This is a genomic window from Paenarthrobacter sp. TE3676 (genome assembly GCF_056279165.1).
The window spans coordinates 773,562-797,538 of record NZ_JBWBQU010000001.1 but is presented as its reverse complement, the minus strand read 5'-3'; the positions used below and the strand labels follow the sequence as shown (position 1 = coordinate 797,538).

Below are 23,977 nucleotides of genomic sequence, written 5' to 3'. Positions count from 1 at the left end.
CGCCCTCTCACGTCCCACTGGCTTGAGGCCAACGCCCGCTCACGTCCCACTGGCTTGAGGCCAACGCCCGCTCACATCACGACTCAAAAGATGCAACCAGTCGAGCCAGCGGAGGAGGCGCCTGTCCTTCCGGTAGCGCGTTGACAAGCAGAGGCGCGTATCGGATCTTATTCCCGCTGCGCCCCCCGAAGAACCGCCGTAACTGCCTCTCCACAGACCGGTCCCGCAACGAGGGCTGGCGTTGCAGGAGCTCAAAGGACGCGAGCTCCCCTTGGTCCGCGATGACGTCGAGCACGGCATCCACGCCAAGGCACCGGATGAGTTCGTCCTCTAAATCGGCGTTACAGACCTGGAAGCCATGGTCTTCCAGCGGGCCTGCCCCCATGCCAGCCCGCATGAGGGCACGGCCAATGCCCGCGGCCTCGCCGAAATCGCAGAGACCCAACAATCGGTGGCCCGCCCCACGCGGGCCATAGCGGTCGAGGAAGCGCACGATGCTCGTGGCGCCATTCATGGGCACAACCGAAACGCGTTCCATCCTTAGGTCGTGGCCAAGCCTTTTAGCCAGCATTTCCACTGCCAGCCGGTCGCTCTCGCCCTCCACCAACACAGTCGTCTCCAGCACATGACCAGTATGGCGGACAAGGGTGGCAACTCCTTTAACCAGCGCAAACCAAGAGATCAACACCTAGAAGCCGCATTGCGGCACCTAGTTTGGACCCCCTGAACACTTATCTTTTGCCTGAACGCCACCTAGAACCTCGAAAAGCAGCCTAGGTGGTGCTCAAGGCGACTTACCGTTCGAGATGGAACAGAGTTGTTCCACTTCACACGAGCCTTTGGGGATTCTCATGAAGAACATCCTGCGCACAGCCGGGGTGCTTGCAGTTGTTTCAGCCTCTGTATTGACCGGGGTGTCTGCAGCCCAGGCCGCACCGGCGTGCTCCACCGCACGAGTATGCCTATACGACAACTACTGGTTCACGGGGACCTCCAGGTCCTTTGGCTGGGTCACGTACAACGTGGGCGTGGACGCCAATGATAAGGGGAGTTCCTTAGTAGTTAGACCTGCCGCAGATCCAGCTTCGCCTTATGTCTATTTCTATGTTGACAGCAATTTTGTTGGCCACAATGTGGTTTTTCGGGCCGGCAATGCCTCAAATGATCTGCGCGGACTCTACATGACGTCCACCCGGAACTGGGACGACGAAATCACGAGCGTCTGGGGCTAGTCTCTTGGCGTTCAAGATCCAAAGGATGCCGTCCGCGGCACTTGGCGTGCTGGCGATACTGGTTGCTATCGCCGGCACGTCGTGCTCCAGCGAACCCGCCCGTCCGTCCGAACCCGGGCCCACCCTCAGCTTGCCTGCGATTGATCGGAGCGCCGGAGCGAACGCGCGGGCTTCCCTCAATGAGATGACCGGAGAGGTTGTGCTGCCCATGAGCGCCTACTGGTACTCCGACAGGGAAAACGTCATGGTCAATTCCGCGGTCGCGTTTCTCATTTTCGACTGCGTTGAAGAGGCTGGATTCACTGTGGCTTCTTGGGGAGGCGGCGGCAAGGCACTCCAGGACAGCAGGTATGGTCAGTGGTCACGTGCCTTGGCCGCAAAGAATGGGGGCCCTGCCGGAGATCCGGAAAATTCCTGGTGCGATGGAGGAGCAACCGGAGCGCCCGGCACTTAGCTCCAAGCAACAAGAAGCGGAATCCCAGTGCACCAAGTCTGTAGGGCGCGCTGGCTTACCTGAACTTCTGGAGGGACTTGTCGGCGATACGTCCCTCCAGAACCAGATCTCCGACATCGCGGTGGGGCTGACAGAGCGTGACCCGGAGTTCGTTGCCTTCCGCCAGGGCTGGGAAGACTGCTTGGCAGGAAGAGGCCTGAAGCTCACTGAAGCAGGTTCCTGGAACCTGCAATCAACAGGGTCAAAAGAAGACGAAATCCGTGTTGCCCTGCTGGCTCTTGACTGCAAGGACGCGGGCGGCGGTGCCAGGAAACCCTATGACATCCTTGCTCAGTACCAAGCAGCACAGATGAAGGACCATCAGGCTGAGCTCAACGCCTTGGCAGAAGAGAAGGCGGCCGCCGTTGAACGAGCCAGGCAAATACTGAGGGACCACGGTGTGGCTGGTGCACGACTCTGAGGTGATCCCGGCGGGTCGTGCCATGAGGCGCGTTCCCCGGTGGTGGCTCATTCCAGCGCTGCTGGTGATGGTGTTGGCAGGCCTGGGCGCCGCCTACTGGACTGGTGCCAGCAGCGTTGCCAGCGCAGGGCCCTTCCCTGTTTCGGCAACCGTGGAGCGTCGCGCGGTCATCAAACAGGTGGTGCTCTCCGGCAAAGTCGTGGCAGGTGCACAACACGCGATCAAAGCGAGTTCCACTGAAGGTATTGACAGGCTGGTCTTGACGGCAGCCCCCAAAATGGTGGGAAGCGTGGTGGTTCCAGGTGAACTGCTGGCCGCTGTGTCCGGGAGGCCGTTACTCGTACTCCCCAGCGGCGTGCCCCTGTACCGCGATATCGAACTGGGTGATTCGGGCCCCGACGTCGCGGCGTTGCACGGCGCATTGGCTGGCTTTGGCTACGCCGTTTCTTCGGCGGATACCTTCGAAACCGGCACGCAACGCGCCTTGATCGACTGGTACAAGGCGGCCGGTTACGAAGCCCCAACCTCAACACCTTCGTCGAAAGCGATCAAACCCGGGGACGTGGACTCCCACCCATTTTCGACCAAGCAGGCCCCCGACGCGGTGGTTTTTCGGTGGAAGGAATTCGTTCAAGTTCCCGGAGACACGGGGACAATCGCCGCCATGGCCGGCAACGGATCGGTTCTCGGTGAGCATGGCATCGTTGCCCAGGTAAAGATTGCTGACGACTCCATTGTTGCCCGGGCGGACGTTGTCCAGTCCGAGAGTTTTCCCGTGGGTGGGGCCGTTACTGTTCGCGCCGGCTCCGCAGTCCTCGAAACCAAGGTAGTGCTTGTCAGCGACTTTTTGGAGGGTGACCAAAGCAAGAACGAAATCCCCGGAAAGGACATCACGTTTGCTGTGCCACCCGGCACGCAAGGATTCGCCGCGGACCAGTCCGTGACTGTAACTGCTGGCAGCGCCGCCGCGGAGTCCTTGGCCGTACCCCTGATCGCGGTTCGCCAGGAGGAAGGTGTCCCTTACGTGCTGCTGGAAAAGAACGGTGAGCCGCGGCGGGTGAACGTAAAGGTCATGGCACAGGCGGACGGGTGGGCGGCCATTGCCGACATGGACGGGTTGGCTCCAGGCGACGAGGTCAAGTTGCAATGACTTCACACTGGCATGTCCCGGAAGCGACCGATCCGCCATCACACCGTCCGATACTTGGCATGCGGGACGTCCGGCGAGACTTTTCCGGCGCGCCCGCCCTGGCCGGTTTGCGCCTCGACATCTATCAGGGCGAGTTCGTGGCTATCGTTGGCCCCTCCGGCTCGGGAAAGTCGACGCTTCTCAACGTCCTCGGCCTTTTGGACACAGCTTCGGCAGGAACGTACTCGGTGCAGGGTACGGACGTGTCGGGCCTCAGCGAGCGACAGAGAGCCGAGCTGCGCGCCAGTCTCTTCGGTTTCGTCTTCCAGGACTCGCACATGGTGGGACGCGATGCTGCCGCACGCAATGCCGTCCTCGGACTGCGTGCAAGGGGGATTGCCCTGTCCGTCCAAAAGCGACTAGTGATGCCCGCACTTCACAAGTTTGGCCTTGCGCATAAGGCGGCCACCCCCGCTTCCTTGCTCTCCGGGGGCGAACGACAGCGGCTGGCAATTGCACGTGCCGTCATCGGAGCCCCGGGAATCGTGCTCGCTGATGAACCGACAGGCAGCCTGGACACCGTCAATGGCGGGCTGGTCCTGGTCCATCTCCGCGAGCTTCACGCCACAGGAACCACCGTCGTCCTGGTCACCCATGACCCAGGCATCGCTGCTGCTGCTGATCGGGTCATCACAATGCGGGACGGGCTGATCGTGGGTGACACCGGCTCCGCTACGGTCCACAGCGACCCGCCAATAACATCAGGCGACAGTTCCGCTTCCTATCACCTTGCCCGGCGCATCCACCATGAAGCTGCAGACGTGGTTGCGGATGCGTTGTCTGCGCTGACGGTCCGCCCGGCCAAGGCCCTTCTGCTGGTACTGGCATTCCTGCTGGGGAGCGGCGGGCTTGTAGCCGCCATGGGGCTGAGCGAGAGTGCAGCCGTCAAGGTGTCCGCGAGGATCGACGCAGCCGCCAGCGACGAAGTGCGGGCTACGCGTGAGGGCGGATACGCCTCGTGGGACGCCATGACAGAGGATCTTCAGCGGTCAAAGGAGCTCTCCAGCGTCCTCGAAGCCGGAGTTCTTGCTGAGCTGTCGGCGTCGATAGTCCAGCCCGCGACCTTCCGCCCTGGGTCCTTTCCCGAACAGCCTGTCTTCACCGGAGCAGTCCGGGTGGCTGATTCGGCCTATCTCCGACTCCAAGGGGCCACCCTTTCCTTCGGCGATGCCAGCCTGCTTGATCAATCTTTCGGTGGCCCGGTCGCGGTCCTTGGTCAGGATGCCGCCATCCAACTGGGTATCGCAAGGCCAGGTCCCGGCGTCGTCATCTGGCTGTATGGTGAGCCCGTTCCGGTGGTGGGCATCATCGAGAATCCGGGGAGGGATCCGATGCTTCCAGGGTCGGTGGTGGTGGGAGTCGGTTCATACCCCGTGACCAGCAGAGTCGCAGCCAACCTGGTCTTACGGACAGATCCGGGCATGCCGGCGGCCATCGCGGAGGCGCTGCCCAAGACGCTGAGCCCCGCTGAGACAGGCGCCGTGACAGTGCAGACCGTGGCCGACCTACGGGACCTCAAGCACGGGATTGACGCTGATCTGGGGAGGCTGGTGGGCATTGTCTCCATTGTGCTCCTGGCCATCGCCTGTTTGAGTGCGGAACCACGATGTACCTCGGTGTCCTGGCCCGGTCGAGCGAAATAGCCCTTCGACTGGCACTGGGCATGCGGAGGGGGCCACTGGCCGGGATGTTCCTGCTGGAAGGCGCCGTGGTGGGGGTGTTAGGCGGCACTGCCGGAGCGGCAGTGGGCATGGGGGCAGTCCTGTTATACGCCTCCACTGAAGGTTGGGCGGCCGTGATCCCTTGGTATGCAGCGCTGTGGGGAATCGGAGCCGGGCTGGCCAGCGGAACCCTGTCCGCGCTGTACCCGGCCCTGGTGGCTTCGCGATTCAACCCCGCCCAGCTCATCCGGGCATAGAAAAAGCTAGTTGGCGGGGCTGTGTTTCGCCAGGTCGGCGGCGTTGGTGGCCGCGCTCATCAGCACAGCTGCGCCGAACATGTGTGCACCAACCAGGAGAGCAGGGATTCCGTTGTAGTACTGGGTGAAGCCGATGACAGCCTGTAGCAACGTGACACCCAGCAGAAGATACGACGCCGATCGGAACGGACCGCCGATCTTGTGCCGGATCACCAAGTACACCGCGAAGAGCGTTCCGGCAGTGATGAGGTACGCAGGGACCGCGTGGATGTGCGAGAAGAGGTCCCAGTCGAGGTCGTTGCGGGGAGCATCTGCATCTCCGGCGTGGGGTCCGGCTCCTGTAACTACGACTCCCAGCATGACAGAGAGCGCGGAGAAAACTGCGACAGCAAGCATCACGGGGCGAGCAAGCCGGGGGAGGTCCGGGAGGGTGCGGTTCATGAAGCGGCCGGTCCGCCCGTAAGCCCGATTGACCAGCAGCGTGGCAAAAACCACCAAGGCCATGGATACGAGGAAGTGCAGGCCAACAACCCAGGGGTTGAGGCCGGAAAGTACGGTGATTCCACCGATCACTGCCTGTGCCGGGATGCTGGCAAGGAGTCCCAATGCAAGCATGAAGAGGTCGCGGCGTTCCTTGCGGAGGTTCCACAAGTACACCAACATCATGGCGGCCACCGCGGCGAGGGCGAAGGTGAGCAGGCGGTTACCGAATTCAATGAACCCGTGAATGCCCATCTCCGGCGTGTTGACCAACGAATCGCTGGTGCAGCGCGGCCACGTCGGGCAACCCAGGCCCGAAGCTGTGAGTCGTACGGCACCACCGGTTACCACCAGAACGGTCTGCCCAATGAGCGACAACAATGCCAGGCGGCGCACGGCCTTGTTGACCTCGGTTGGCAACTTGGAGGTCAATCGCTGGACGGTTTTTGGTAGGCGCGATGCCGTGCTCACAGTTTTCTCACTTCTCAGTTCTGCGTTGGTGGTTAGTGCCTGGACGGGTTAGTTCCATTTGAACCAGCGGATGGCCGCGGCGCCGGCCAGTACGGTCCACAGGAGGAGGACTGCTACGGCGGGGAAGGGAACAGCGCCCAACAGGAAGGCGTCCCGAAGTGCTTGGCCCAGGGCCCCGGAGGGAAGGAATTGAACGATCCCCTGAAGCAACGACGGCAATCGCTCAGCAGGCACCACAATGCCGCCCAATGCCCCGAGGAGGATCCACAGCAGGTTGGTAATCGCCAGGGTAGCTTCCGGCCGCACGGTGCCCGCCACCAGCAAGCCCAAGGCGGTGAAGGCGGCAGCGCCAAGAACCAGAAGCCCCGCGCCGGGAAGCCAGGCCTCGAGCCGAGGTTGCCATCCCAGCAGACCGGCAACAGCGCCGACTACCAGTACTTGAAGGAACAGGACCACCAGCACGGCGAGAATCTTGCCCGCGATGAGCCCGCCCCTGCCAAGGGGAGTAGTGGACAGGAAGCGGAGTACTCCGTAGCGGCGATCAAAACCAGTGGCGATGCCCTGGCCGGTGAAGGCCGTGGACATGGCGCACAGCGCCAGAATCCCGGGCGTGGCCACGTCCACGCGGGACCCGCCGAGGCCGTCAAGTAGCGGGGTAACAACCAAGCCCACGAGGGCCATCAGGGGCAGGACGACAGCGAGGATGAGTTGCTCACCGTTCCGCAGCATGGTGATGGTTTCGTAGCGGCCCTGCTGCATGATCCTGCGCGGCAGGGATGCCGGTCCGGCATTGGGGGACAGGAGCTTGCTCATCGGAGGTCCCTTCCGGAAATGTCCAGGAACACGTCTTCCAGGCTACGGGCTTCCAACCGCAGCGAGGCCGGCATGATGTTCCGTTCGGCCCACCATGCCGTCAATGATGCAAGGTCCTTGGGCGTGATGGCACCGGTGATTGAGTAACTCCCGGAGCGGGTTTCGGTGATCTGAAGGCCCGCACCGACAGCACCGTTGAAATTTAGTCCTCCGGGGGCATCGAAGTAGAGCGTCCGATCCGTGATGGCCGAGTCTGCGGCATGATCGTGCCGGAGCAGCTCGGCTACCGTTCCCTCCACCACGTTGTGACCGCCGTCGATGATGTACACGTAGTCGGCCAGGCGCTCAGCATCATCCATCAGGTGCGTTGTCAGCACGATGCCCATCCCGGCGTCCCGCAGTTCGGCAATGAGCTCGAAAACCATTTGCCGGGACTGCGGATCCAGCCCTGCGCTGGGTTCGTCGAGAAACAGGATTTCAGGATTGCCCACGAGGGCGGCCGCTAGTGCCAGCCGCTGCTTCTGGCCCCCGGAAAGACGGCGCACGCTGGTCCTGCTGAACTGGCTGATTCCCAGCCGTTCCACCAGGGCGTCAACGTTCATGGGCTTTTGGTACATGCCGGCGACGTGCCGCAACAGTGGGATGGGACGGGCCGACGGCGGGAGGCCGCCGTCCTGGAGCATCACACCTACACGGGACCTCAGGTCGGCACCTGCCGTGTCGGGGTCCGCTCCCAGCAGGGAAATACGTCCGCCCGTCCGCTTCTGCAGGCCTTGAGCACACTCCAGGGTGGTGGTTTTACCAGCGCCGTTCGCCCCCAACAGGGCGGTTACTTGGCCGCGTTCGGCCACAAGGGACAGCCCACTGACTACCCTGAGCATTTTGCCGTCAAGGGAGGCCAGGGGGCCTACATCCTTAATGAGTCCATCTATAGTGAGGACAGGGGAATCGGGGGATCGCACCAGAGTATTCTACGGGAAGTAGTACGGTCACACTTGGCGGCTGGCTAAGGTCAGTCTTGCCTTACTGGATGCATGAAACAAATTACGACATGATTGTGTTGTGTATTCCATGAGCAGTCCAACTTCCATGCCCGCAACGCGGCATGCTGCAGCGGCAGAGGCCTTCGGTGCTTCTCCTGTGCTGCCGGACGCGGATGACCGTACACGGGACCGGGTTCTGAGCGCTGTACTGGAGAACGGTCCGGTAAGTGCCGCGGAGCTGGGCGACCTTCTGGGCTTCACGCCCGCTGCAGTTCGACGTCACCTTGACCATCTGGAACGCAGCGGGGTTATCGAAGTTAAACGAGTAGCCAAAGCCGGTTCCGGCGCAGGCCGCCCGGCGCGCCGCTACGTCCTCAGCTCACAGGGGCAGTCCAAGCTCGGCGACGATTACCTGAATATTGCCAGCTCCGCGCTAAGGCGCCTTCAGGAACTTGCCGGCGAGGATGCAGTCCGGGAGTACGCGGAAGAACGCTTCTCGGACATGGAACGCCGCTACGCCCCCGAGGTGGAAGCCGCTGGTGATGACATCACCGCCCGCGCCATGGCACTGTCAAAGGCCCTCAGTCGTGATGGCTTTGTTGCCTCAGCCCACTCCATCGAAGCCAAGGCGCCACTGCCGGCAGCGTTGTCCAGTGTCCAGCTTTGCCAAGGCCACTGCCCGATTCAGCGGCTTGCCGCAGAGTTTCCCGTGTTCTGCGACACGGAGACCAAGGTCTTCTCGCGCTTGGTGGGTGTCGATGTCCGGCGCCTCTCCACGCTCGCGCAGGGCGGACACGTCTGCACCACCCACATACCTACCGGGCGCCCGGCTGCCACGGCATCCCCAGATGTCGCAGAGCAGCCCGGGAACCCGTACCAGGAATCAAACAACCAGCAAGAAAGGCCGTGATGACGGACCAAATAGCAGAGAAAGCGGTAGCTGACGGCACTGTGATCTCGGAGATTCTGGAGAAGAATCCCGAACTGCACGGTATCGGAAACTACGAGTACGGCTGGGCCGACAAGAACGACGTAGGCGCCAACGCCCGTCGTGGCCTCAACGAGGAGGTCGTCCGCGACATTTCCTCGAAGAAGAACGAGCCCGAATGGATGCTCGATCTGCGGCTCAAGGGCCTTAAGTACTTCGACCGCAAGCCCATGCCTACCTGGGGTGCAGACCTCTCGGGCATCGACTTCGACAACATCAAGTACTTCGTGCGCTCCACCGAGAAGCAGGCGGCAACGTGGGAAGACCTTCCGGAAGACATCCGGAACACCTACGAAAAGCTCGGCATCCCGGAAGCTGAGCGCAGCCGCCTGGTTTCCGGAGTCGCAGCCCAGTATGAGTCCGAGGTCGTCTACCACCAGATCCGCGAGGACCTGGAAGCCCAGGGCGTCATCTTCCTGGACACTGACACCGCCCTGCGGGAGCACCCGGAGATCTTCCAGGAGTACTTCGGCACCATCATCCCGGTGGGCGACAACAAGTTCGCGTCACTGAACACGGCCGTATGGTCCGGCGGATCCTTCGTGTACGTGCCCAAGGGCGTGCACGTTGACATCCCCCTCCAGGCATACTTCCGTATCAACACGGAAAACATGGGCCAGTTCGAGCGCACGCTGATCATCGCCGATGAAGACTCCTACGTTCACTACATCGAAGGCTGCACGGCTCCGATCTACACCTCGGACTCGCTGCACTCGGCTGTTGTGGAGATCATCGTGAAGAAGGGCGCCCGCGTCCGCTACACGACCATCCAGAACTGGTCCACCAACGTGTACAACCTGGTTACCAAGCGCGCCATCTGCGAAGAAGGCGCCACCATGGAATGGATCGATGGCAATATCGGTTCCAAGGTGACCATGAAGTACCCGGCCGTCTACCTCGTTGGCGAGCACGCCAAGGGCGAGACGCTGTCCATCGCTTTCGCCGGCGAGGGCCAGCACCAGGACACCGGCTCCAAGATGGTCCACATCGCACCGAACACCAAGAGCTCCATCATTTCCAAGTCCGTGGCCCGCGGTGGCGGACGCGCTGCGTACCGCGGCCTGGTACAGGTCCGTGAAGGCGCCAAGCACTCGGCCAACACCGTTCGTTGTGACGCCCTTTTGGTGGACACCATTTCCCGTTCGGACACGTACCCGTACATCGACATCCGCGAGGATGACGTTGTGATGGGCCACGAGGCCACCGTTTCACGCGTCAGCGAAGAGCAGCTCTTCTATCTGATGTCCCGCGGCATGCCTGAGGACGAGGCCATGGCCATGATCGTGCGCGGCTTCATCGAGCCGATCGCGCGTGAATTGCCCATGGAATACGCTCTTGAGCTGAACCGCCTGATTGAACTGCAGATGGAAGGGTCCGTCGGTTAACAATGACTGATATCACTACTGAAAAGGCGCGCATCGGCGCGCCCTCGGCCCAGCCGTTTATCAACGGTTTCACCGAGGAAGGCGAGAACCTTTCGCCCGTCAACACCGGAACGAACACCAGCACGACGTCGGAGCAGCCTTCCGCTGGTCCGCTCGCCGGTGCTTCGGCCAAGAGCCACTCGCATGGTGGCGGCGTTGGGATTCCGGACAGCTCCCGCGCGGGTCGTCTCACCTCTTACAAGCTGGCGGACTTCAAGCCACTTAACGGCCTCGAGGAAGACTGGCGGTTCACGCCGCTGAAGCGCCTGCGTGGCCTCCACACCGAAGTACTTAACGGCGCAGCTCCGGCTGTCAGCGTCACTGCACCGGCCGGCGTCGTTGTTGAAACCGTTGGCCGCGATGACAAGCGCATTGGCCAGGCGGCAATCCCGGAGGACCTCGTGTCTGCCAACGCGTGGGAGAACTTCGCCGAGGCCACTGTCGTCACGGTGCCCGCCGAGCTGCAGGCCGAGAGTGAAGTTTCTGTCCTGATTACCGGCGCTGGGGAGGCACCGTCTGCCCAGCACATCGTGATCGTGGCAGAACGCTTCTCCAAGGCCGTTGTGGTTCTGGACCACCAGGGTTCCGCAGTTGTGTCCGAGAACGTTGAAATCATCGTTGAAGACGGCGCTGAACTGACCGTTGTGTCCTTGCAGGAATGGGCGGATAACGCTGTCCACGCGTCATCGCAGCAGGCAAAGATCGGCCGCGATGCCAAGTTCAAGCACATCGTGGTCAGCCTTGGCGGCGACCTCGTGCGCGTTACGCCGTCCACGCGCTTCACCGCGCCGGGTGCCGACGTCGAAATGTTCGGCCTTTATTTCGCAGACGCCGGACAGCACCTTGAGCAGCGGCTCTTCGTTGACCACGCAGTGGCCAACTGCAAGTCGCGCGTGCTCTACAAGGGCGCCCTTCAGGGCCGCAACGCCCACAGCGTATGGGTCGGCGACGTCCTGATCCGCAAGGAAGCAGAGGGCACGGATACCTACGAGGCCAACCGTAACCTGGTCCTCACCGATGGCGCCCGCGCGGACTCGGTTCCCAACCTCGAAATCGAAACCGGTTTGATTGAAGGTGCAGGCCACGCCAGCGCCACAGGCCGTTTTGATGACGAGCACCTGTTCTACCTCATGGCCCGTGGCATCCCGGAAAAGGTTGCACGCCGCCTGGTGGTCCGAGGCTTCCTCAACGAGATCATCCAGCAGATCAAGGTCCCGGCAATCGAAGAGCGCCTGACCGCAGCTGTTGAGCGCGAACTCGCCGCGACCGACAACTAAGACAGGCCAGGCAGAGCAACAATGAGTGAAGAAACCAAGGGCGAACTGGTATGCAACGCCAATGACATCCAGGTCAAGCAAGCGCTGCGCGTCCTGATTGATGACTACCCCGTAGCCATTGTCAGGGACTCGATGGGCGACATCCACGCCATCGCCGATACCTGCTCGCACGCGGACATCTCGTTGTCCGAAGGTGAGGTTGAAGGCTGCGCGATTGAATGCTGGGGACATGGTTCCCAGTTCGACCTCCGCAGCGGACAGCCCCTCCAGCTGCCTGCTTACGACCCCGTCCCCGTTTTCGCCGTCACCATCGACGGAGACGACGTTTACGTGGACGTGACCAACGTTGTGAACGGCGCCTCGGTAGATCACTACTGAGCGCCCAGTACCGCCAGACTTACGAACGGAAAGAAAGAAGAGCATGTCAACTCTTGAAATCAAGGACCTGCACGTCAGCATCGAGACGGAGCAGGGCACCAAGGAGATCCTGAAGGGCGTCAGCCTCACCATCAAGACCGGTGAAACGCACGCCATCATGGGCCCCAACGGCTCTGGCAAGTCCACGCTTGCCTCCACCATCGCCGGCCACCCGCGCTACAACGTCACCAGCGGCACCATCACGCTGGATGGCGAAGACGTGCTGGAAATGAGCGTCGACGAGCGCGCCCGTGCAGGCGTCTTCCTGGCCATGCAGTACCCGGTAGAGGTTCCCGGCGTCACCATGACCAACTTCCTGCGGACCGCCAAAACGGCGATCGACGGCGAAGCACCGGCCCTTCGCACGTGGACCAAGGACGTCAAGGCAGCGATGCAGCAGCTGCGTATCGACGCCGACTTCGCACAGCGCAACGTCAACGAAGGCTTCTCCGGTGGTGAGAAGAAGCGCGTTGAAATCCTTCAGCTCGAACTTTTCAAGCCGAAGTTCGCCATCCTTGACGAGACCGACTCCGGCCTGGACGTCGACGCTTTGAAGGTCGTCTCCGAGGGCGTCAACCGCGCGCACGAAGAGGGCAACATGGGCACCCTGCTCATCACCCACTACACCCGTATCCTGCGCTACATCAAGCCGGACTTCGTTCACGTGTTCGTTGACGGCAAGGTTGTTGAAGAGGGCGGACCCGAGCTCGCGGACCGCCTTGAGGATGAGGGCTACGACCGTTACGCTCCGGGCGCAGGCGTTGCCGTTGCTCCTGCTGTGCAGGCCTAGTTAGGATCGTTCCATGACCGAAATCAACACGGCGCGAACCAGTCTCGAGGACGTCGAAGAAGCGCTCAAGGACGTTATTGACCCGGAACTCGGAGTCAACATTGTGGACCTGGGCCTTCTCTACGGTCTCAAGTACTCCGACGAAGACGGCGCACTCCTGATCGACATGACACTGACCACGGCGGCTTGCCCGCTGACGGACGTGCTTGAAGAGCAGGTGGGCAAGTCCCTCGACGGCGTGGTTGATGATTGGCGCCTGAACTGGGTATGGATGCCGCCATGGGGTCCCGAGCGGATCACCGACGACGGCAAGGACCAGATGCGGGCCCTCGGCTTCAACATCTGATCAGCAGTTTTTGCTCGCTTCGGCGGGCACAAGGAAGGGTTCCGGGCTTGCCGCCCGGAACCCTTCCTTTTTCATGTCGTCAATGCGCTCATGTCGTCAAATGCACTACGGCGCAGCCACCCCAAAGGTGTCGCACTTGTTGATATCGCCCGTGGTGTATCCCTGATAGAACCACTTCTGCCGCTGCTCACTGGACCCGTGGGTCCAGGATTCAGGAGACACCCTGCCGGTAGCCGCCTCCTGGATCCGATCATCACCAACGGCGGATGCGGCCGAGAGCGCATCCTGCAGGTCCTGCTGGGTCAGGGGATCGAGGAAGGGCTTGCCGCTGGCGTCCGTTTGGGTGGTGGCGTGCCGGACCCAAAGTCCCGCATAGCAGTCAGCCTGGAGCTCCACCCTGACGGCGCCGGACTGGGGACCTTGTGGGTCCTGCTGGGCTTGGTCAAGGTTACCGAGGACATTCTGGACGTGGTGACCAAATTCGTGGGCCACTACATACTCCTGTGCCAGGGGACCTCCTGAGGAGCCGAACCGGGTTACCAAGTCATCAAAGAATCCAGGATCAAAGTATGCGGTGGTGTCCGCAGGGCAGTAGAACGGACCCACGGCACTTGTGGCCGCACCGCAACCGGTGTTCGTGGCTTGGCTAAAAATGACGGTCTTGGGACGGGGATACTCCACGTTGTAGTCAGCAAGGTAGGCAGGCCAAAAGGCATTGAGGCTGTTCACTGTCCCTGTGATCCGGCAGTCCAGCCGTTTGTCCGCATCGGCGCCTGTCTGGCATTCCTGGACACCTCCGGCCCCGCCACCACTTTCGACGGCGGGTGGCTGGCTTCCGCTACCTGTCAGGTCCCCGAGGATGTTGGGATTGATACCGAAAAGTGCCAGCAACAGCACCACTATTCCACCGCCGATGCCACCGCCGATCTTGGTGCCGCGGCCCATGCCGCCGCCACGTCGGTCTTCTACTTGCGAGGGGTCAAGCTGCGCGCCGTCATTGAAACTCATACAGTCAGAATAGACGTCACTTTTGGTGCCCGGGGCCGAACACTGCCGTAAAATTGTGTGGATGCCTTTCCTGGACAAACTTCAGCTCTGGGCCGAAGAGCGCCCCCACGACACCGCCGTCGTTGTGGGCAGCAGCCGGCTCACCTGGGCGGGACTTCGCGACGCTGCAGCAGGGCTGCTGGGCGACGCGACTGCCACTACTGTTCTTGCCGAGCCCAACTCCGTGCGCTTTGTTGAGCGCTACGCGGCCGCGGTGGCGGGGGAGCGTCGCTGTGCGGTGCTGGATCCCGAATGGCCGCTCCCCATGATCGAGGAAGTTTCATCACGCGTTGTCGGGACCACCACCACCATTGATGCCGGGTTGGTAGACGGAAACCCGTCAAGTACCTTCCTCATCGGTCTCACGTCCGGCACTACTTCGGTTCCCAAAGCGTTCACCAGGTCTCGTCGTTCCTGGCAAGTGTCGTTCGAAGCGTCCATCGAATTTTTTGGCCTAACGCAGGACGATTGCACCCTGGCGCCGGGGCCCTTGTCAGCCAGCCTGAACCTTTATGCCCTCTCGGAATGCCTGTACGCGGGGGCCGCGTTCCACACGCTTGAGTCTTTCGACGTCGGCGACGCCCATGCTGCCATCAGTCACGACGGAATCACCCGGCTGGTCCTGGCACCCACGGCGCTGCGTCTACTCAGCGAACGGGGACTCGCCGGCGACATTGATGCTTCCGGTATCCGCAGCATCATTTGCGCGGGTTCCAAGTTGGACGCCCGGACCTTGGAGGCGGCCCGGCGGTGGGCGCCCCATGCGGCCATTTATGAGTACTACGGTGCCTCAGAGTTGAGCTTTGTTTCCGGCACCCGCCTTGCCGCTGGTGAACCACTGGACGCCGGTGGCACCGGCATTGGCTTGCCTTTCCCGGGTGTTGAACTGAGCATCCTCGATGACACCGGCAGGTCCGTGCCGGACGGCGAACACGGCAATATCAGCGTTCGCAGCGGAATGGTCAGCAACGGCTACCTTTGGGGAGACGATGGCCAAGCCCTGCGGTGCCTTGACGGCTGGTACACCGTGGGGGACCAGGGCTTCCTGGAAAACGGCACCCTTCACATTCTCGGCCGCCGCTCGGACATGATCATCACCTCTGGAAAGAACGTCTACCCGCATGAGGTTGAGCTTGCAGTTGCCTCCGTGCCCGGTGTGGACGTTGCGATTGCCGCCGGGGCACCTGACGATATCCGCGGCCAAAAGGTGATTGCCGGCGTCGTGCCTGCCTACGGCGCGGTCACCGCCACCCAGCTGCGCACGGGCCTGGATGGTCTGCTGGCAAGGGATAAATGGCCGTTGCAGTACTACTTATTGGCGGAGTTGCCCATGACTGACCGGGGCAAGGTCAGCAGGAAAGTCCTGCTGGACTGGATCAAGAATCATGACCCCCGGGCACAGCCCCTTGGGTAACGGCAGCCCTTTGGGTAGCGGCAAGCCTGGCGCCGAAGAGTTGCAACACGGCTCCAACGAATCCCGGCAACCCGTCATCATCGCCGCGCTCCGGTCTCCGATTTGTCGCGCCAACGGGCAACTGAAGCATCTCCGCGCGCCGGATCTCCTGGCACCCGTGCTGGGTTCTCTTCTGCAGAACATAAATGCGGAACCTGCGGATGTGGATGATGTCATCATCGGAAACGCCGTGGGCGGGGGAGGTAATGTGGCCCGGTTTGCCGCACTCCAGGCCGGCTTGCCCGTCACCGTACCGGGCCTTACCGTTGACCGGCAGTGCGGTTCAGGCCTGGACGCCATTGCGCTGGCGTCACGGCTGGTGGCTGCAGGGGGTAATCCGCTGTACCTTGCCGGCGGCGTTGAGAGCATCAGTACCGCACCGGCCAGGGCCAACAGAACCGACGACGGCGAACTGGAGTTTTACTCAAGGGCCAGCTTTGTGCCTCCACAGTTCGGCGACCCTGACATGGGTGTTGCGGCGGAGAACGTGGCCCGCGCGTTTGGCGTGACCCGGGAGAAACAGGACGAGTACGCACTCCGGAGCCATCGCCGCGCGGTTGAGGCGGCAAGTGCGGGCTCCTTTGCGGATGAGATCGTTCCGCTCAAGAGCAACGAAAAACTGGTGGATTTCGATGACGGCCCCAAAGCGACCCTGCGGGCGCCGCTGATGTCGAGGTTCCCTGCCGCGTTCGTCCCGGATGGAACGGTCACGGCGGCCAACTCCTGCTTCGACGCAGACGCAGCCTCAGCGGTGGTCATAACGTCACTCGAGCGGGCCCGCGAGATGGGAGCCTCGGACGGACTATTGATACTGGGGTGCGATACGGCAGGCGTTGATCCGGAAGTCCTTGGTATCGGAGCCGCCCATGCCGCCGAACGGCTCTTAAGCCGCCACGACGTGGCCGCAGGAGACCTTGACCTGATTGAGTTCAACGAGGCGTTCGCCTCCCAAACGATTGCATGTCTGGCTTACTTAGGCGTAGATCCTGAGCGAGCCAACCTGGACGGCGGCGCCCTGGCTTTGGGCCACGGCTACGGCGCCTCGGGAGCGGTCCTGGTGACGCGGTTGATGGCCCAGGCACGCAGCCGATATGCAACGGATGGAGAGACTCCGTTGGCGTTGGCAATGATCAGCATTGCAGGCGGCATGGGAACCGCAGCACTGCTGCAGTACACCAGGTTTTAGTCCCTTTCCGGTTCGCCCAGCCCGCGGGCTGCCAACGCGTCGCCGGTTTGACGGGCGTACGCCACAGTAGTGATGAAGACAGGAAGGACCAATGCGCGGGGATTGCGTTCAAGGCCGCGTGCCCGGGCGGAGTCCCGTACGTCCGAGAAAGTGCCCGCAATGAACGGAATGCTCCGCAGCATTACTGCGATGGTCAAGGCGAATCGTTCAGGATCGGCACCGAAACGCCGGAACGGTTTTGCCAAGGCCACCACCCCGTCCAGCAGCGCCTGCACGGGGGTGGTGGCTGTCAGCACGGACGCTGCCACCACACAAATAAGCACATTCAGTACGATGCGTGCGGCGGTGGGTCCACCGAGTTGCCACCACTGGAAGAGACCGATGACCAGCAGGATGGGCGTAACCATCCAGATGGCCCTCAGAAGTCGGCGGAGGCCGGCGCCGGTCAGGAGGAACAAGCCGCACATGATGGCGAAGACCACAAGGGAAACGGTCCAATCCACAATGAGGAAAGACGCCGTTCCGCAGGCGGCTACCACAAGGAATTTCAGCCATAGGGGAGTTCGGTGGATGATCGAGTTTCCGCGAACGTAATTCGCAATCAGGAATCCATGGCCCCTCACCTCGACACATCACCTAAGGGGCCGCTGGGCAGGGCAGCCGCGCACAGCGCACGGTAACGTGCGACGCCGTCGGCAGCATCGCCGTCGAATACGATTCGTCCGGACTCCACCACCAGCACCCGGTCCATGTCGAGCGCGAGGTCGAGATCGTGCGTGGACATGATCACCTGTTGGTCCAGTTCGGCTACGGTGCGCCGCAGGAGTTCACGGTTCCGGAGGTCCAGAAGGGTGGACGGTTCGTCAAGGACCAGAACTGCCGGATCAACGGCCAGGACCGCAGCCAGTGCCAACAACTGCCTTTCACCACCGGAAAGTTCGTAGATGCTTTGATCGGCAAGGTGCAGCAAGCCGAAACGATCCAGGACTGTTTCTGCCCGCGATGCCCGCTCCTTGGAGTTCTTGATGGAACGGCGCAGGGAGAGCTCAACGTCCTCCCGTCCCGTGGGCATCACCAACTGGGACAGGGGATCAGTAAAGACGAAGCCCACATTGCCGCGAACGCGACGGACCTCGGCGACGGTGTCGCCGCCGTGGACCACAACAGTGCCTTCGCTCGGGACAACCAAACCGTTCAGGAGACGGAGCAGGGTGGATTTCCCGGATCCGTTAGCGCCGATCACCCCGATCCTGCGCTCGGTCAGGTCCAGGGAAATGTCCTGCAGCAACGTCTTGGGCACGTCGCTTCCATCAACGGGGACGCGCACCGAGACACTGCTGAAACTGATGGAGTTCATCTACTGATTGTTCCTGCTTTACTTGACCCGACGCACCAGGACGTCCGGGAAAGCCTTGTGGATCGCCATGGCGATGATCACAGCCAGGACGTTCTTGAGGATGTCGCCGGGCACGAACGGGAGGTCTGCGAGGAGAGCTTTGGTGAAGTCCAATTTTGCATTGACCATCAATCCAAGGATGCCCAGCGCATGGATGACCACGATGCTGCTTACCATTGCCGCGGCGAAGAGCCACAGCGCACGGAACTTAACCGTCCGACGGATGACGACCCCCGCAAGGTATCCGGTTGCCGCTGCGGCCAAGGGGAACGCAATGATGTAACCGGCGGAGGGCGTCGCGAGAATCCCCAGTCCGCTACGGCCGCCGCTGAAGATCGGCAGCCCGGCGAAGCCGAGCAGCACATAGAGCCCGACGGCGGCGAAACCGCGCCCGGCGCCCAGCACCAGCCCGCTGAGCATCACTGTCAGGGTCACCAAGGTGATGGGAACGCCAAGGGCGCCTACCGGAATGCCGGGGACGATCGCGGAGGCGGCGACGAGGGCAGCGAAAACGGCAATGAGGCCGAGGTCGGTGGTGGTCCAGCGTTTGCGGGAGGAGGCGGTGCGTTGCACTGTTGCGTCGGAAGTGGCAGCAGTGTCAGGTTGGGTCTGGCTCATGACGTTCCTATCGGGTGCGGTGCAATGAAAGTTGTTTCCCCTGATGTCGAGGGTACGGAGGGACGGGGGGCGGCATTTTGGAGCCTTCCCACAAAGTCTTTCGGGAATTGTTTGGCCGTTGGCACAGTTTTCTCTTTCGAGGGCCGATGTCAGCCTGCGGCCGGGGTACCGGTAGACTTGAACAGGCTGTTCTCACGGCCACATCCCGCCGCACTTATCGGACCCACCGGTCCCCGCGAGCGTTCCCCATTGAAAGGCATCACCCGAATTGATTACCGTCCAGGACCTCGAACTCCGCGCCGGCGCACGCCTGCTCATGGACCAGGTCAACTTCAGGGTGGACAAAGGGGACAAGATTGGTCTCGTCGGACGCAACGGCGCCGGCAAGACAACCCTCACCCGGGTCCTTGCCGGCGAAGGCCTTCCGGCAGGCGGCAAAGTCACCCGCAGCGGTGAGATCGGCTACCTGCCGCAGGACCCGCGGACGCCGGACATGGAGCAGCTTGCCCGGGACCGTATCCTTTCCGCCCGCGGCTTGGACGTCGTGGTAGGCAAGCTCAAGAAGGCCCATGAGGACATGGCAAGCGATGATGCGGCCGTGCAGCGCAAAGCCATGAACCGCTACGATCGCCTCGAAGCTGAGTTCCTCTCGGGTGGCGGCTACGCTGCTGAAGCCGAAGCCGCTGCGATCTCCTCCAACCTCGCCCTGCCGGATCGGCTCCTCAACCAGCCGTTGAAGACCCTCTCAGGTGGCCAGCGGCGCCGTGTCGAGTTGGCACGCATCCTTTACTCGGACGCGGAAACCCTGCTCCTCGACGAGCCCACCAACCACCTTGACGCCGACTCCATTACTTGGCTGCGCGACTTCCTGAAGAACCACCAAGGCGGCTTGATCGTGATCAGTCACGACACGGACCTGCTCGAAGCAACGGTGAACAAGGTCTTCCTGTTGGATGCCAACCGCGCCCAGATCGACTTCTACAACATGGACTGGAAGCGCTACTTGCTGCAGCGCGAAACGGACGAGCGCGCCCGGAAGCGCGAACGCGCCAATGCCGAAAAGAAGGCGCAGGTCCTGATCGACCAAGCCAACAAGATGCGCGCCAAGGCCACCAAGGCCGTGGCTGCCCAGAACATGGCCAAGCGCGCCGAGAGGCTCCTCAGTGGATTGGAGGCCGTGCGCGAAAACGACCGCGTGGCCGCCTTGCGTTTCCCGGATCCCTCACCATGCGGCAAAACCCCGCTGACGGCGGAGGGGCTGAGCAAGTCCTATGGCTCCTTGGAAATTTTCACGGATGTGGACCTGGCCATTGACCGCGGTTCCAAGGTGGTCATCCTTGGCCTTAACGGTGCCGGCAAGACCACCCTCTTGCGCATGCTGGCCGGTGTTGACAAGCCCGACACTGGCGACATCATCCCCGGGCACGGCCTCAAGGTGGGCTACTACGCCCAGGAGCATGAAACGCTCGACGTCGACCGCACGGTCCTGGAAAATATGCGGTCTTCAGCCCCGGACATGAAAGACGCCGAAGTCCGAGGCATCCTGGGTTCATTCCTGTTTTCAGGCGACGACGTCGACAAGCCCGCAGGCGTACTTTCCGGTGGTGAGAAGACCCGCTTGGCCTTGGCTACAATCGTGGCCTCCAGCGCGAATGTGCTGCTCCTTGATGAGCCCACCAACAACCTGGACCCTGCCAGCCGCGCCGAAATCCTGGGGGCGCTCAAGAACTACAGCGGCGCCGTCGTCATGGTCAGTCACGACGAAGGTGCCGTGTCGGCACTGAACCCGGAGCGCGTTGTGCTGCTTCCGGACGGCGTAGAGGACCACTGGAACGAGGACTACCTGGACCTCATCACGTTGGCCTAACCGCCCCCGGGGGCTCTTGCGTACCGCTTCGCGGCGCGCTCGATGTGCCGCGTGCTCGCTCGTTCCTCGCTTAGACGCACGCTACGCACATCAAACGCGTCGCTCCGCTGGCGTTCATGTCACCTCGCGTGCGCTAACGAACCTGGAGTTCCCTAGCGTTTGTGATGCGTGCCAGTTCCTCGTAGCTGATGGAGAACATTGAATTATGGTCTCCGGCGCCTGCCCATAGCAGCGGGTGTTCCTGCAGCGAGGTGTCCAAGAGGGTTCGGATCCGGCTGGGGTGGCCTACCGGTGCTACTCCGCCTACTTCCTGGCCTGTGTGTTTCAGCACGAAGTCTGGCTTGGCGCGTCGAATCTTTCCGATTCCCAGCTGGTCGGCCACCAGGGCCGTATCCACTTTGGCTGCTCCACTGGCCAGGATGAGCAGGGGTTCGCCGTCGAGCTCGAACACCAGGCTGTTGGTGATCGCGGCGACGTCACAGCCCAGGACCAAGGCAGCTGCGGCTGCCGTCGGCACGCTGACGTCGAAAGTCCGGACAGTGTCCTGGGCGCCGGAAGCTGTCAAAGCTGACCTGACGGTGATGACGGGATCAGGCATCAAATCAGTAGCCTTGTGCATCCAGGATCGCGTCTTCCTCTTCTTCGGACGTTCGCCGTTTGTTTTTTCGGGGTGACGGGGTGCGGAGTTTTGGCGTTCCACCGGCGGCGAGGATTTGTTCGTCCTCTTCCTCTTCAGCATCGATTGCCGCGTTCCGGGCTTGTTGCCGCGCTGCGTATCCGAACCCGATAAACATCAACACGCCAAAGGCGAACCACTGCAATGAGTAGGAAAGGTGTGTTCCTTCTTCGGTGGCAGGTTTCGGGAAGGGCGTTGGCATCGGCTGCACTGCGGGGGCTTCGCTGGCCAGTTGCCCGTATGCCCCTGTCGCGATGGGATAGGGAAGTTCACTGGCGAATCCGGCGAGGTCAATGGACGCCAGCTGACCGTCCACCGCGCCCCGGTCCAGCTTGGGTTCGGCGGGCTTTAGCCGCGCTACCACCGTCACCTCGCCAGGGGGAGGAGCCGGAATGACGTCAGGACGGCCTGGTGTATTGTTTCCGATCGGCAGCCAACCCCGGTCGATCACCACGGCTTCGCCTGTGGTCAGCCGAAAAGGAACCACGACGTCGTAACCTGGCTGGCCGTTCAGCGGCCGGTTCCGCACAACCCGCTGACCATCAACATCGTAGCTCCCACGCAATTCAACCTGGGTCCATTCCCGCTCGGGGTCCAGGGCGTCGAACTGCTCTTTAATCTCCGTGTAGGGAATGGGAGTTGCCGAGTAGTTGCTCACCACGCGATTGATCTCGGCCAGCGTTTCAGCCCTGCGGTCCATCTGCCAGCGGCCCAGGAAAACGCAGGCTGTGGCGAAGATGACAGCCAGCACGAAGTATCCCAGCCACTTGCTGGAGAAGAGGAAACGATACATTCAGCCGGCCCCATTTGCTGCTTCTTGACTGGCCGTGAACGGCACAGTTTCTTTCCAGAGGCCACGCGTCTGCAGGTAGTCCTCCAGCCAGTCCCGGTGGTCGCCGCACGATAACCACACCTTGCGTCGATCCGGCGTATGGATGCGGGGATTGTTCCATAAGAGTTGCCATTGGGCGCCGGCTCTGCAACCTTTACGGGAGCACAAGGCCGGACCCGTGGCACGTTCGGACTCCTGGCTGGCCGCACCCGGGCCGCCAAGATTAAAGATATTCATGAAGCCGCCCGTTCGTCGCCGGGATGCCCGGCCTCGCTTGCATGGCCCGTCGCGGGGCCCGCTTGTTTGCTTGGTGGTTCATCGTCCACCAGTTCTCCTTGAAGCACTGTCGGCCCGTCCGCAGGAGCTTCTTCCGGCTCCGGGGAACGTTCGATCTCAGGAACGGCCACGTAGTCCAGCAGGGACTCGCTGTGGTCCTCCGCTTTGTCGTTGCCATTTGCTATGACCACAGCAATCCAAGGCAGGAACACGGCACCAGCGATGGCGATGATCTTGAACCAGCCGTCAACCACGAAAATCAGGATGATACAGACCATGCGGATGCCCATGGCCACCGCATACTTGATCATGCGGTCACGCATGTCTTCGGAGTGTGCGGCCGCGGCATCGGTGATGCTGTGGACCTCGGGGTCGCTGGAAACAGCGTCCGGTTCCCCGGGCACTTGCTGCAGGGGACTGTTTTCTCGTGTCACAACTGAATCATCACGCTCCAAAGGCCTGTCTCAATTCTCTCACCAAGGCTGTAACCGCCCAAACCGCGCTGGTTGCCGGTTACCCGCGGGTTGCAGCGGGCTGCGGATAGGATCGAATCAGGAAAATCCCTCTTCATAGCGGCAAAAGAATGCCGCGGAACCTGGAGCGAAAGAATGTCTGAAGCAGTATCCACCGGCCGCAGTGTCCTCATTACCGGCGGCAACCGGGGCATCGGCCTCGCTATCGCCGAATCGTTCCTTGCCAACGGTGACAAGGTGGCCGTCACCTACCGCAGTGAAACAGAACTGCCTGAGGGCATCCTGGGCGTCAAGGCCGACGTCACGGACGAGGCATCAATCGACGCTGCCTTCAAGATCGTCGAAGAGGCGCACGGACCTGTGGAAGTGCTGGTAGCCAATGCCGGAATCACCAAGGACACGCTGCTGCTGCGGATGAGCGAGGAAGACTTCACGTCAGTTCTCGACACCAACCTGACCGGAGCCTTCCGTGTGATCAAGAGGGCGTCCAAGGGCATGATCCGCCTGCGAAAGGGCCGCGTTGTGCTCATTTCCTCGGTGTCGGGCCTCTACGGCGCGCCTGGCCAAATCAACTACTCCGCCTCCAAGGCCGGCATGGTGGGCATCGCACGCTCCCTGACCCGCGAACTTGGTAGCCGCGGCATCACCGCGAATGTTGTTGCGCCCGGCTTCATCAACACCGATATGACGGCCGAACTGCCCGAAGACACCCAGAAGTCCTACCTGTCCAATGTTCCGGCGGGACGCTTCGCCGAAGCGTCCGAGGTAGCCAACGTGGTGCGCTGGATTGCCAGCGACGAAGCCGCGTACATCTCCGGTGCAGTGATCCCTGTCGATGGCGGCCTCGGGATGGGCCACTAGGAAACTAGCCTGCACGGCTGTTTTTTGTCCGGGGTCAACAACGGATTTCC

28 protein-coding genes are annotated in these 23,977 nt (G+C 62.0%); 16 read left to right on the top strand and 12 right to left on the bottom strand.

Annotated features, from left to right (window positions below; genetic code table 11):
• Positions 1-76 precede the first annotated feature (76 nt).
• On the bottom strand, positions 77-625 hold the full coding sequence (locus ACZ881_RS03865) for a TOPRIM nucleotidyl transferase/hydrolase domain-containing protein (RefSeq protein ID WP_476112629.1): 549 nt from the start codon (positions 623-625) through the stop codon (positions 77-79).
• A 226-nt stretch (positions 626-851) separates the two neighbouring features.
• On the opposite strand from ACZ881_RS03865, the gene ACZ881_RS03860 reads away from it, so the two are divergent.
• From ACZ881_RS03860 to ACZ881_RS03835, 6 genes are read left to right on the top strand one after another with little or no spacing between them, the layout of a single operon-like run.
• Positions 852-1,232 (top strand): peptidase inhibitor family I36 protein, encoded by a 381-nt coding sequence (locus tag ACZ881_RS03860; protein ID WP_476112627.1) that lies wholly within the window; start codon positions 852-854, stop codon positions 1,230-1,232.
• A 25-nt stretch (positions 1,233-1,257) separates the two neighbouring features.
• Positions 1,258-1,686 (top strand): hypothetical protein, encoded by a 429-nt coding sequence (locus ACZ881_RS03855; protein ID WP_476112625.1) that lies wholly within the window; start codon positions 1,258-1,260, stop codon positions 1,684-1,686.
• Positions 1,655-2,146: a hypothetical protein gene (locus ACZ881_RS03850; RefSeq protein WP_476112623.1), complete on the top strand. Its 492-nt coding sequence runs from the start codon at positions 1,655-1,657 to the stop codon at positions 2,144-2,146. Before ACZ881_RS03855 ends, ACZ881_RS03850 begins: the two co-directional genes overlap by 32 nt.
• Positions 2,133-3,296, top strand: a complete 1,164-nt coding sequence (locus ACZ881_RS03845; RefSeq protein WP_476112621.1) for an efflux RND transporter periplasmic adaptor subunit — start codon at positions 2,133-2,135, stop codon at positions 3,294-3,296. Before ACZ881_RS03850 ends, ACZ881_RS03845 begins: the two co-directional genes overlap by 14 nt.
• A complete protein-coding gene (locus ACZ881_RS03840) occupies positions 3,293-4,978 on the top strand; it encodes an ABC transporter ATP-binding protein/permease (protein WP_476112619.1) in 1,686 nt (561 codons plus the stop codon). The genes ACZ881_RS03845 and ACZ881_RS03840 overlap by 4 nt, the downstream gene beginning before the upstream one ends.
• Positions 4,942-5,253: an ABC transporter permease gene (locus ACZ881_RS03835; protein ID WP_476112617.1), complete on the top strand. Its 312-nt coding sequence runs from the start codon at positions 4,942-4,944 to the stop codon at positions 5,251-5,253. Before ACZ881_RS03840 ends, ACZ881_RS03835 begins: the two co-directional genes overlap by 37 nt.
• 6 nt (positions 5,254-5,259) lie before the next feature.
• Here ACZ881_RS03835 and ACZ881_RS03830 read toward each other — a convergent pair whose 3' ends face one another.
• The 3 genes from ACZ881_RS03830 to ACZ881_RS03820 are packed head-to-tail and all read right to left on the bottom strand — an operon-like array spanning position 5,260 to position 7,979.
• Positions 5,260-6,204, bottom strand: coding sequence for a COX15/CtaA family protein (locus tag ACZ881_RS03830; RefSeq protein ID WP_178992795.1), 945 nt, complete (start codon positions 6,202-6,204; stop codon positions 5,260-5,262).
• A 48-nt stretch (positions 6,205-6,252) separates the two neighbouring features.
• The gene (locus ACZ881_RS03825) at positions 6,253-7,017 is read right to left on the bottom strand and encodes an ABC transporter permease (protein WP_091470653.1); all 765 of its coding nucleotides are present in this window, start codon (positions 7,015-7,017) and stop codon (positions 6,253-6,255) included.
• Positions 7,014-7,979, bottom strand: a complete 966-nt coding sequence (locus ACZ881_RS03820; RefSeq protein WP_364305088.1) for an ABC transporter ATP-binding protein — start codon at positions 7,977-7,979, stop codon at positions 7,014-7,016. Before ACZ881_RS03820 ends, ACZ881_RS03825 begins: the two co-directional genes overlap by 4 nt.
• Before the next feature lie 109 nt (positions 7,980-8,088).
• On the opposite strand from ACZ881_RS03820, the gene ACZ881_RS03815 reads away from it, so the two are divergent.
• The 6 genes from ACZ881_RS03815 to ACZ881_RS03790 are packed head-to-tail and all read left to right on the top strand — an operon-like array spanning position 8,089 to position 13,242.
• Positions 8,089-8,910: a helix-turn-helix transcriptional regulator gene (locus tag ACZ881_RS03815; RefSeq protein ID WP_091470656.1), complete on the top strand. Its 822-nt coding sequence runs from the start codon at positions 8,089-8,091 to the stop codon at positions 8,908-8,910.
• Positions 8,910-10,373 carry a Fe-S cluster assembly protein SufB gene (sufB, locus tag ACZ881_RS03810; RefSeq protein ID WP_011774792.1) on the top strand — a complete coding sequence of 488 codons (1,464 nt, stop codon included), beginning with the start codon at positions 8,910-8,912 and terminating at the stop codon, positions 10,371-10,373. The genes ACZ881_RS03815 and sufB overlap by 1 nt, the downstream gene beginning before the upstream one ends.
• A gap of 2 nt (positions 10,374-10,375) precedes the next feature.
• Positions 10,376-11,689: a Fe-S cluster assembly protein SufD gene (sufD, locus tag ACZ881_RS03805; RefSeq protein WP_364305090.1), complete on the top strand. Its 1,314-nt coding sequence runs from the start codon at positions 10,376-10,378 to the stop codon at positions 11,687-11,689.
• A 21-nt stretch (positions 11,690-11,710) separates the two neighbouring features.
• Positions 11,711-12,067, top strand: coding sequence for a non-heme iron oxygenase ferredoxin subunit (locus ACZ881_RS03800; protein WP_091470659.1), 357 nt, complete (start codon positions 11,711-11,713; stop codon positions 12,065-12,067).
• Positions 12,068-12,110: 43 nt separating this feature from the next.
• Positions 12,111-12,896 (top strand): Fe-S cluster assembly ATPase SufC, encoded by a 786-nt coding sequence (gene sufC, locus ACZ881_RS03795; RefSeq protein ID WP_014921882.1) that lies wholly within the window; start codon positions 12,111-12,113, stop codon positions 12,894-12,896.
• A 13-nt stretch (positions 12,897-12,909) separates the two neighbouring features.
• The gene (locus tag ACZ881_RS03790) at positions 12,910-13,242 is read left to right on the top strand and encodes a metal-sulfur cluster assembly factor (RefSeq protein ID WP_054808115.1); all 333 of its coding nucleotides are present in this window, start codon (positions 12,910-12,912) and stop codon (positions 13,240-13,242) included.
• 105 nt (positions 13,243-13,347) lie between these two features.
• Here ACZ881_RS03790 and ypfJ read toward each other — a convergent pair whose 3' ends face one another.
• The gene (ypfJ, locus tag ACZ881_RS03785) at positions 13,348-14,250 is read right to left on the bottom strand and encodes a KPN_02809 family neutral zinc metallopeptidase (protein ID WP_476112611.1); all 903 of its coding nucleotides are present in this window, start codon (positions 14,248-14,250) and stop codon (positions 13,348-13,350) included.
• Between the two features lie 61 nt (positions 14,251-14,311).
• Here ypfJ and ACZ881_RS03780 point away from each other — a divergent pair, with 61 nt between their 5' ends.
• Complete coding sequence (locus ACZ881_RS03780) at positions 14,312-15,703, top strand: class I adenylate-forming enzyme family protein (RefSeq protein ID WP_476112609.1); 1,392 nt, start codon at positions 14,312-14,314, stop codon at positions 15,701-15,703.
• Positions 15,675-16,928 (top strand): thiolase family protein, encoded by a 1,254-nt coding sequence (locus tag ACZ881_RS03775; protein WP_476112607.1) that lies wholly within the window; start codon positions 15,675-15,677, stop codon positions 16,926-16,928. The genes ACZ881_RS03780 and ACZ881_RS03775 overlap by 29 nt, the downstream gene beginning before the upstream one ends.
• On the opposite strand, the gene ACZ881_RS03770 is transcribed toward ACZ881_RS03775, so the two are convergent.
• From ACZ881_RS03770 to ACZ881_RS03760, 3 genes are read right to left on the bottom strand one after another with little or no spacing between them, the layout of a single operon-like run.
• Entirely contained in the window at positions 16,925-17,551 is a 627-nt protein-coding gene (locus tag ACZ881_RS03770; RefSeq protein WP_179016625.1) for an energy-coupling factor transporter transmembrane component T family protein, read from the bottom strand. The genes ACZ881_RS03775 and ACZ881_RS03770 overlap by 4 nt on opposite strands.
• Positions 17,548-18,285, bottom strand: coding sequence for an energy-coupling factor ABC transporter ATP-binding protein (locus tag ACZ881_RS03765; protein ID WP_476112605.1), 738 nt, complete (start codon positions 18,283-18,285; stop codon positions 17,548-17,550). The genes ACZ881_RS03770 and ACZ881_RS03765 overlap by 4 nt, the downstream gene beginning before the upstream one ends.
• 18 nt (positions 18,286-18,303) lie before the next feature.
• Entirely contained in the window at positions 18,304-18,942 is a 639-nt protein-coding gene (locus ACZ881_RS03760; protein ID WP_476112603.1) for a biotin transporter BioY, read from the bottom strand.
• A gap of 268 nt (positions 18,943-19,210) precedes the next feature.
• Between ACZ881_RS03760 and ACZ881_RS03755 the strand changes: the two genes are divergently transcribed.
• The gene (locus tag ACZ881_RS03755; RefSeq protein ID WP_011774803.1) at positions 19,211-20,809 is read left to right on the top strand and encodes an ABC-F family ATP-binding cassette domain-containing protein; all 1,599 of its coding nucleotides are present in this window, start codon (positions 19,211-19,213) and stop codon (positions 20,807-20,809) included.
• Between the two features lie 133 nt (positions 20,810-20,942).
• Here the strand turns inward: ACZ881_RS03755 and ACZ881_RS03750 are convergent, their stop codons facing one another.
• Genes ACZ881_RS03750 through ACZ881_RS03735 form a run of 4 tightly spaced genes read right to left on the bottom strand, consistent with a single transcriptional unit; the run spans position 20,943 to position 23,048 of the window.
• The gene (locus ACZ881_RS03750; protein ID WP_476112601.1) at positions 20,943-21,428 is read right to left on the bottom strand and encodes a YbaK/EbsC family protein; all 486 of its coding nucleotides are present in this window, start codon (positions 21,426-21,428) and stop codon (positions 20,943-20,945) included.
• Entirely contained in the window at positions 21,412-22,278 is an 867-nt protein-coding gene (locus ACZ881_RS03745) for an SURF1 family cytochrome oxidase biogenesis protein (RefSeq protein ID WP_476112599.1), read from the bottom strand. The genes ACZ881_RS03750 and ACZ881_RS03745 overlap by 17 nt, the downstream gene beginning before the upstream one ends.
• Complete coding sequence (locus tag ACZ881_RS03740; protein WP_091470669.1) at positions 22,279-22,554, bottom strand: hypothetical protein; 276 nt, start codon at positions 22,552-22,554, stop codon at positions 22,279-22,281.
• Entirely contained in the window at positions 22,551-23,048 is a 498-nt protein-coding gene (locus ACZ881_RS03735; protein WP_178992784.1) for a DUF3099 domain-containing protein, read from the bottom strand. The genes ACZ881_RS03740 and ACZ881_RS03735 overlap by 4 nt, the downstream gene beginning before the upstream one ends.
• A gap of 153 nt (positions 23,049-23,201) precedes the next feature.
• On the opposite strand from ACZ881_RS03735, the gene ACZ881_RS03730 reads away from it, so the two are divergent.
• The gene (locus tag ACZ881_RS03730; protein WP_179016622.1) at positions 23,202-23,927 is read left to right on the top strand and encodes a beta-ketoacyl-ACP reductase; all 726 of its coding nucleotides are present in this window, start codon (positions 23,202-23,204) and stop codon (positions 23,925-23,927) included.
• Positions 23,928-23,977: the final 50 nt, after the last annotated feature.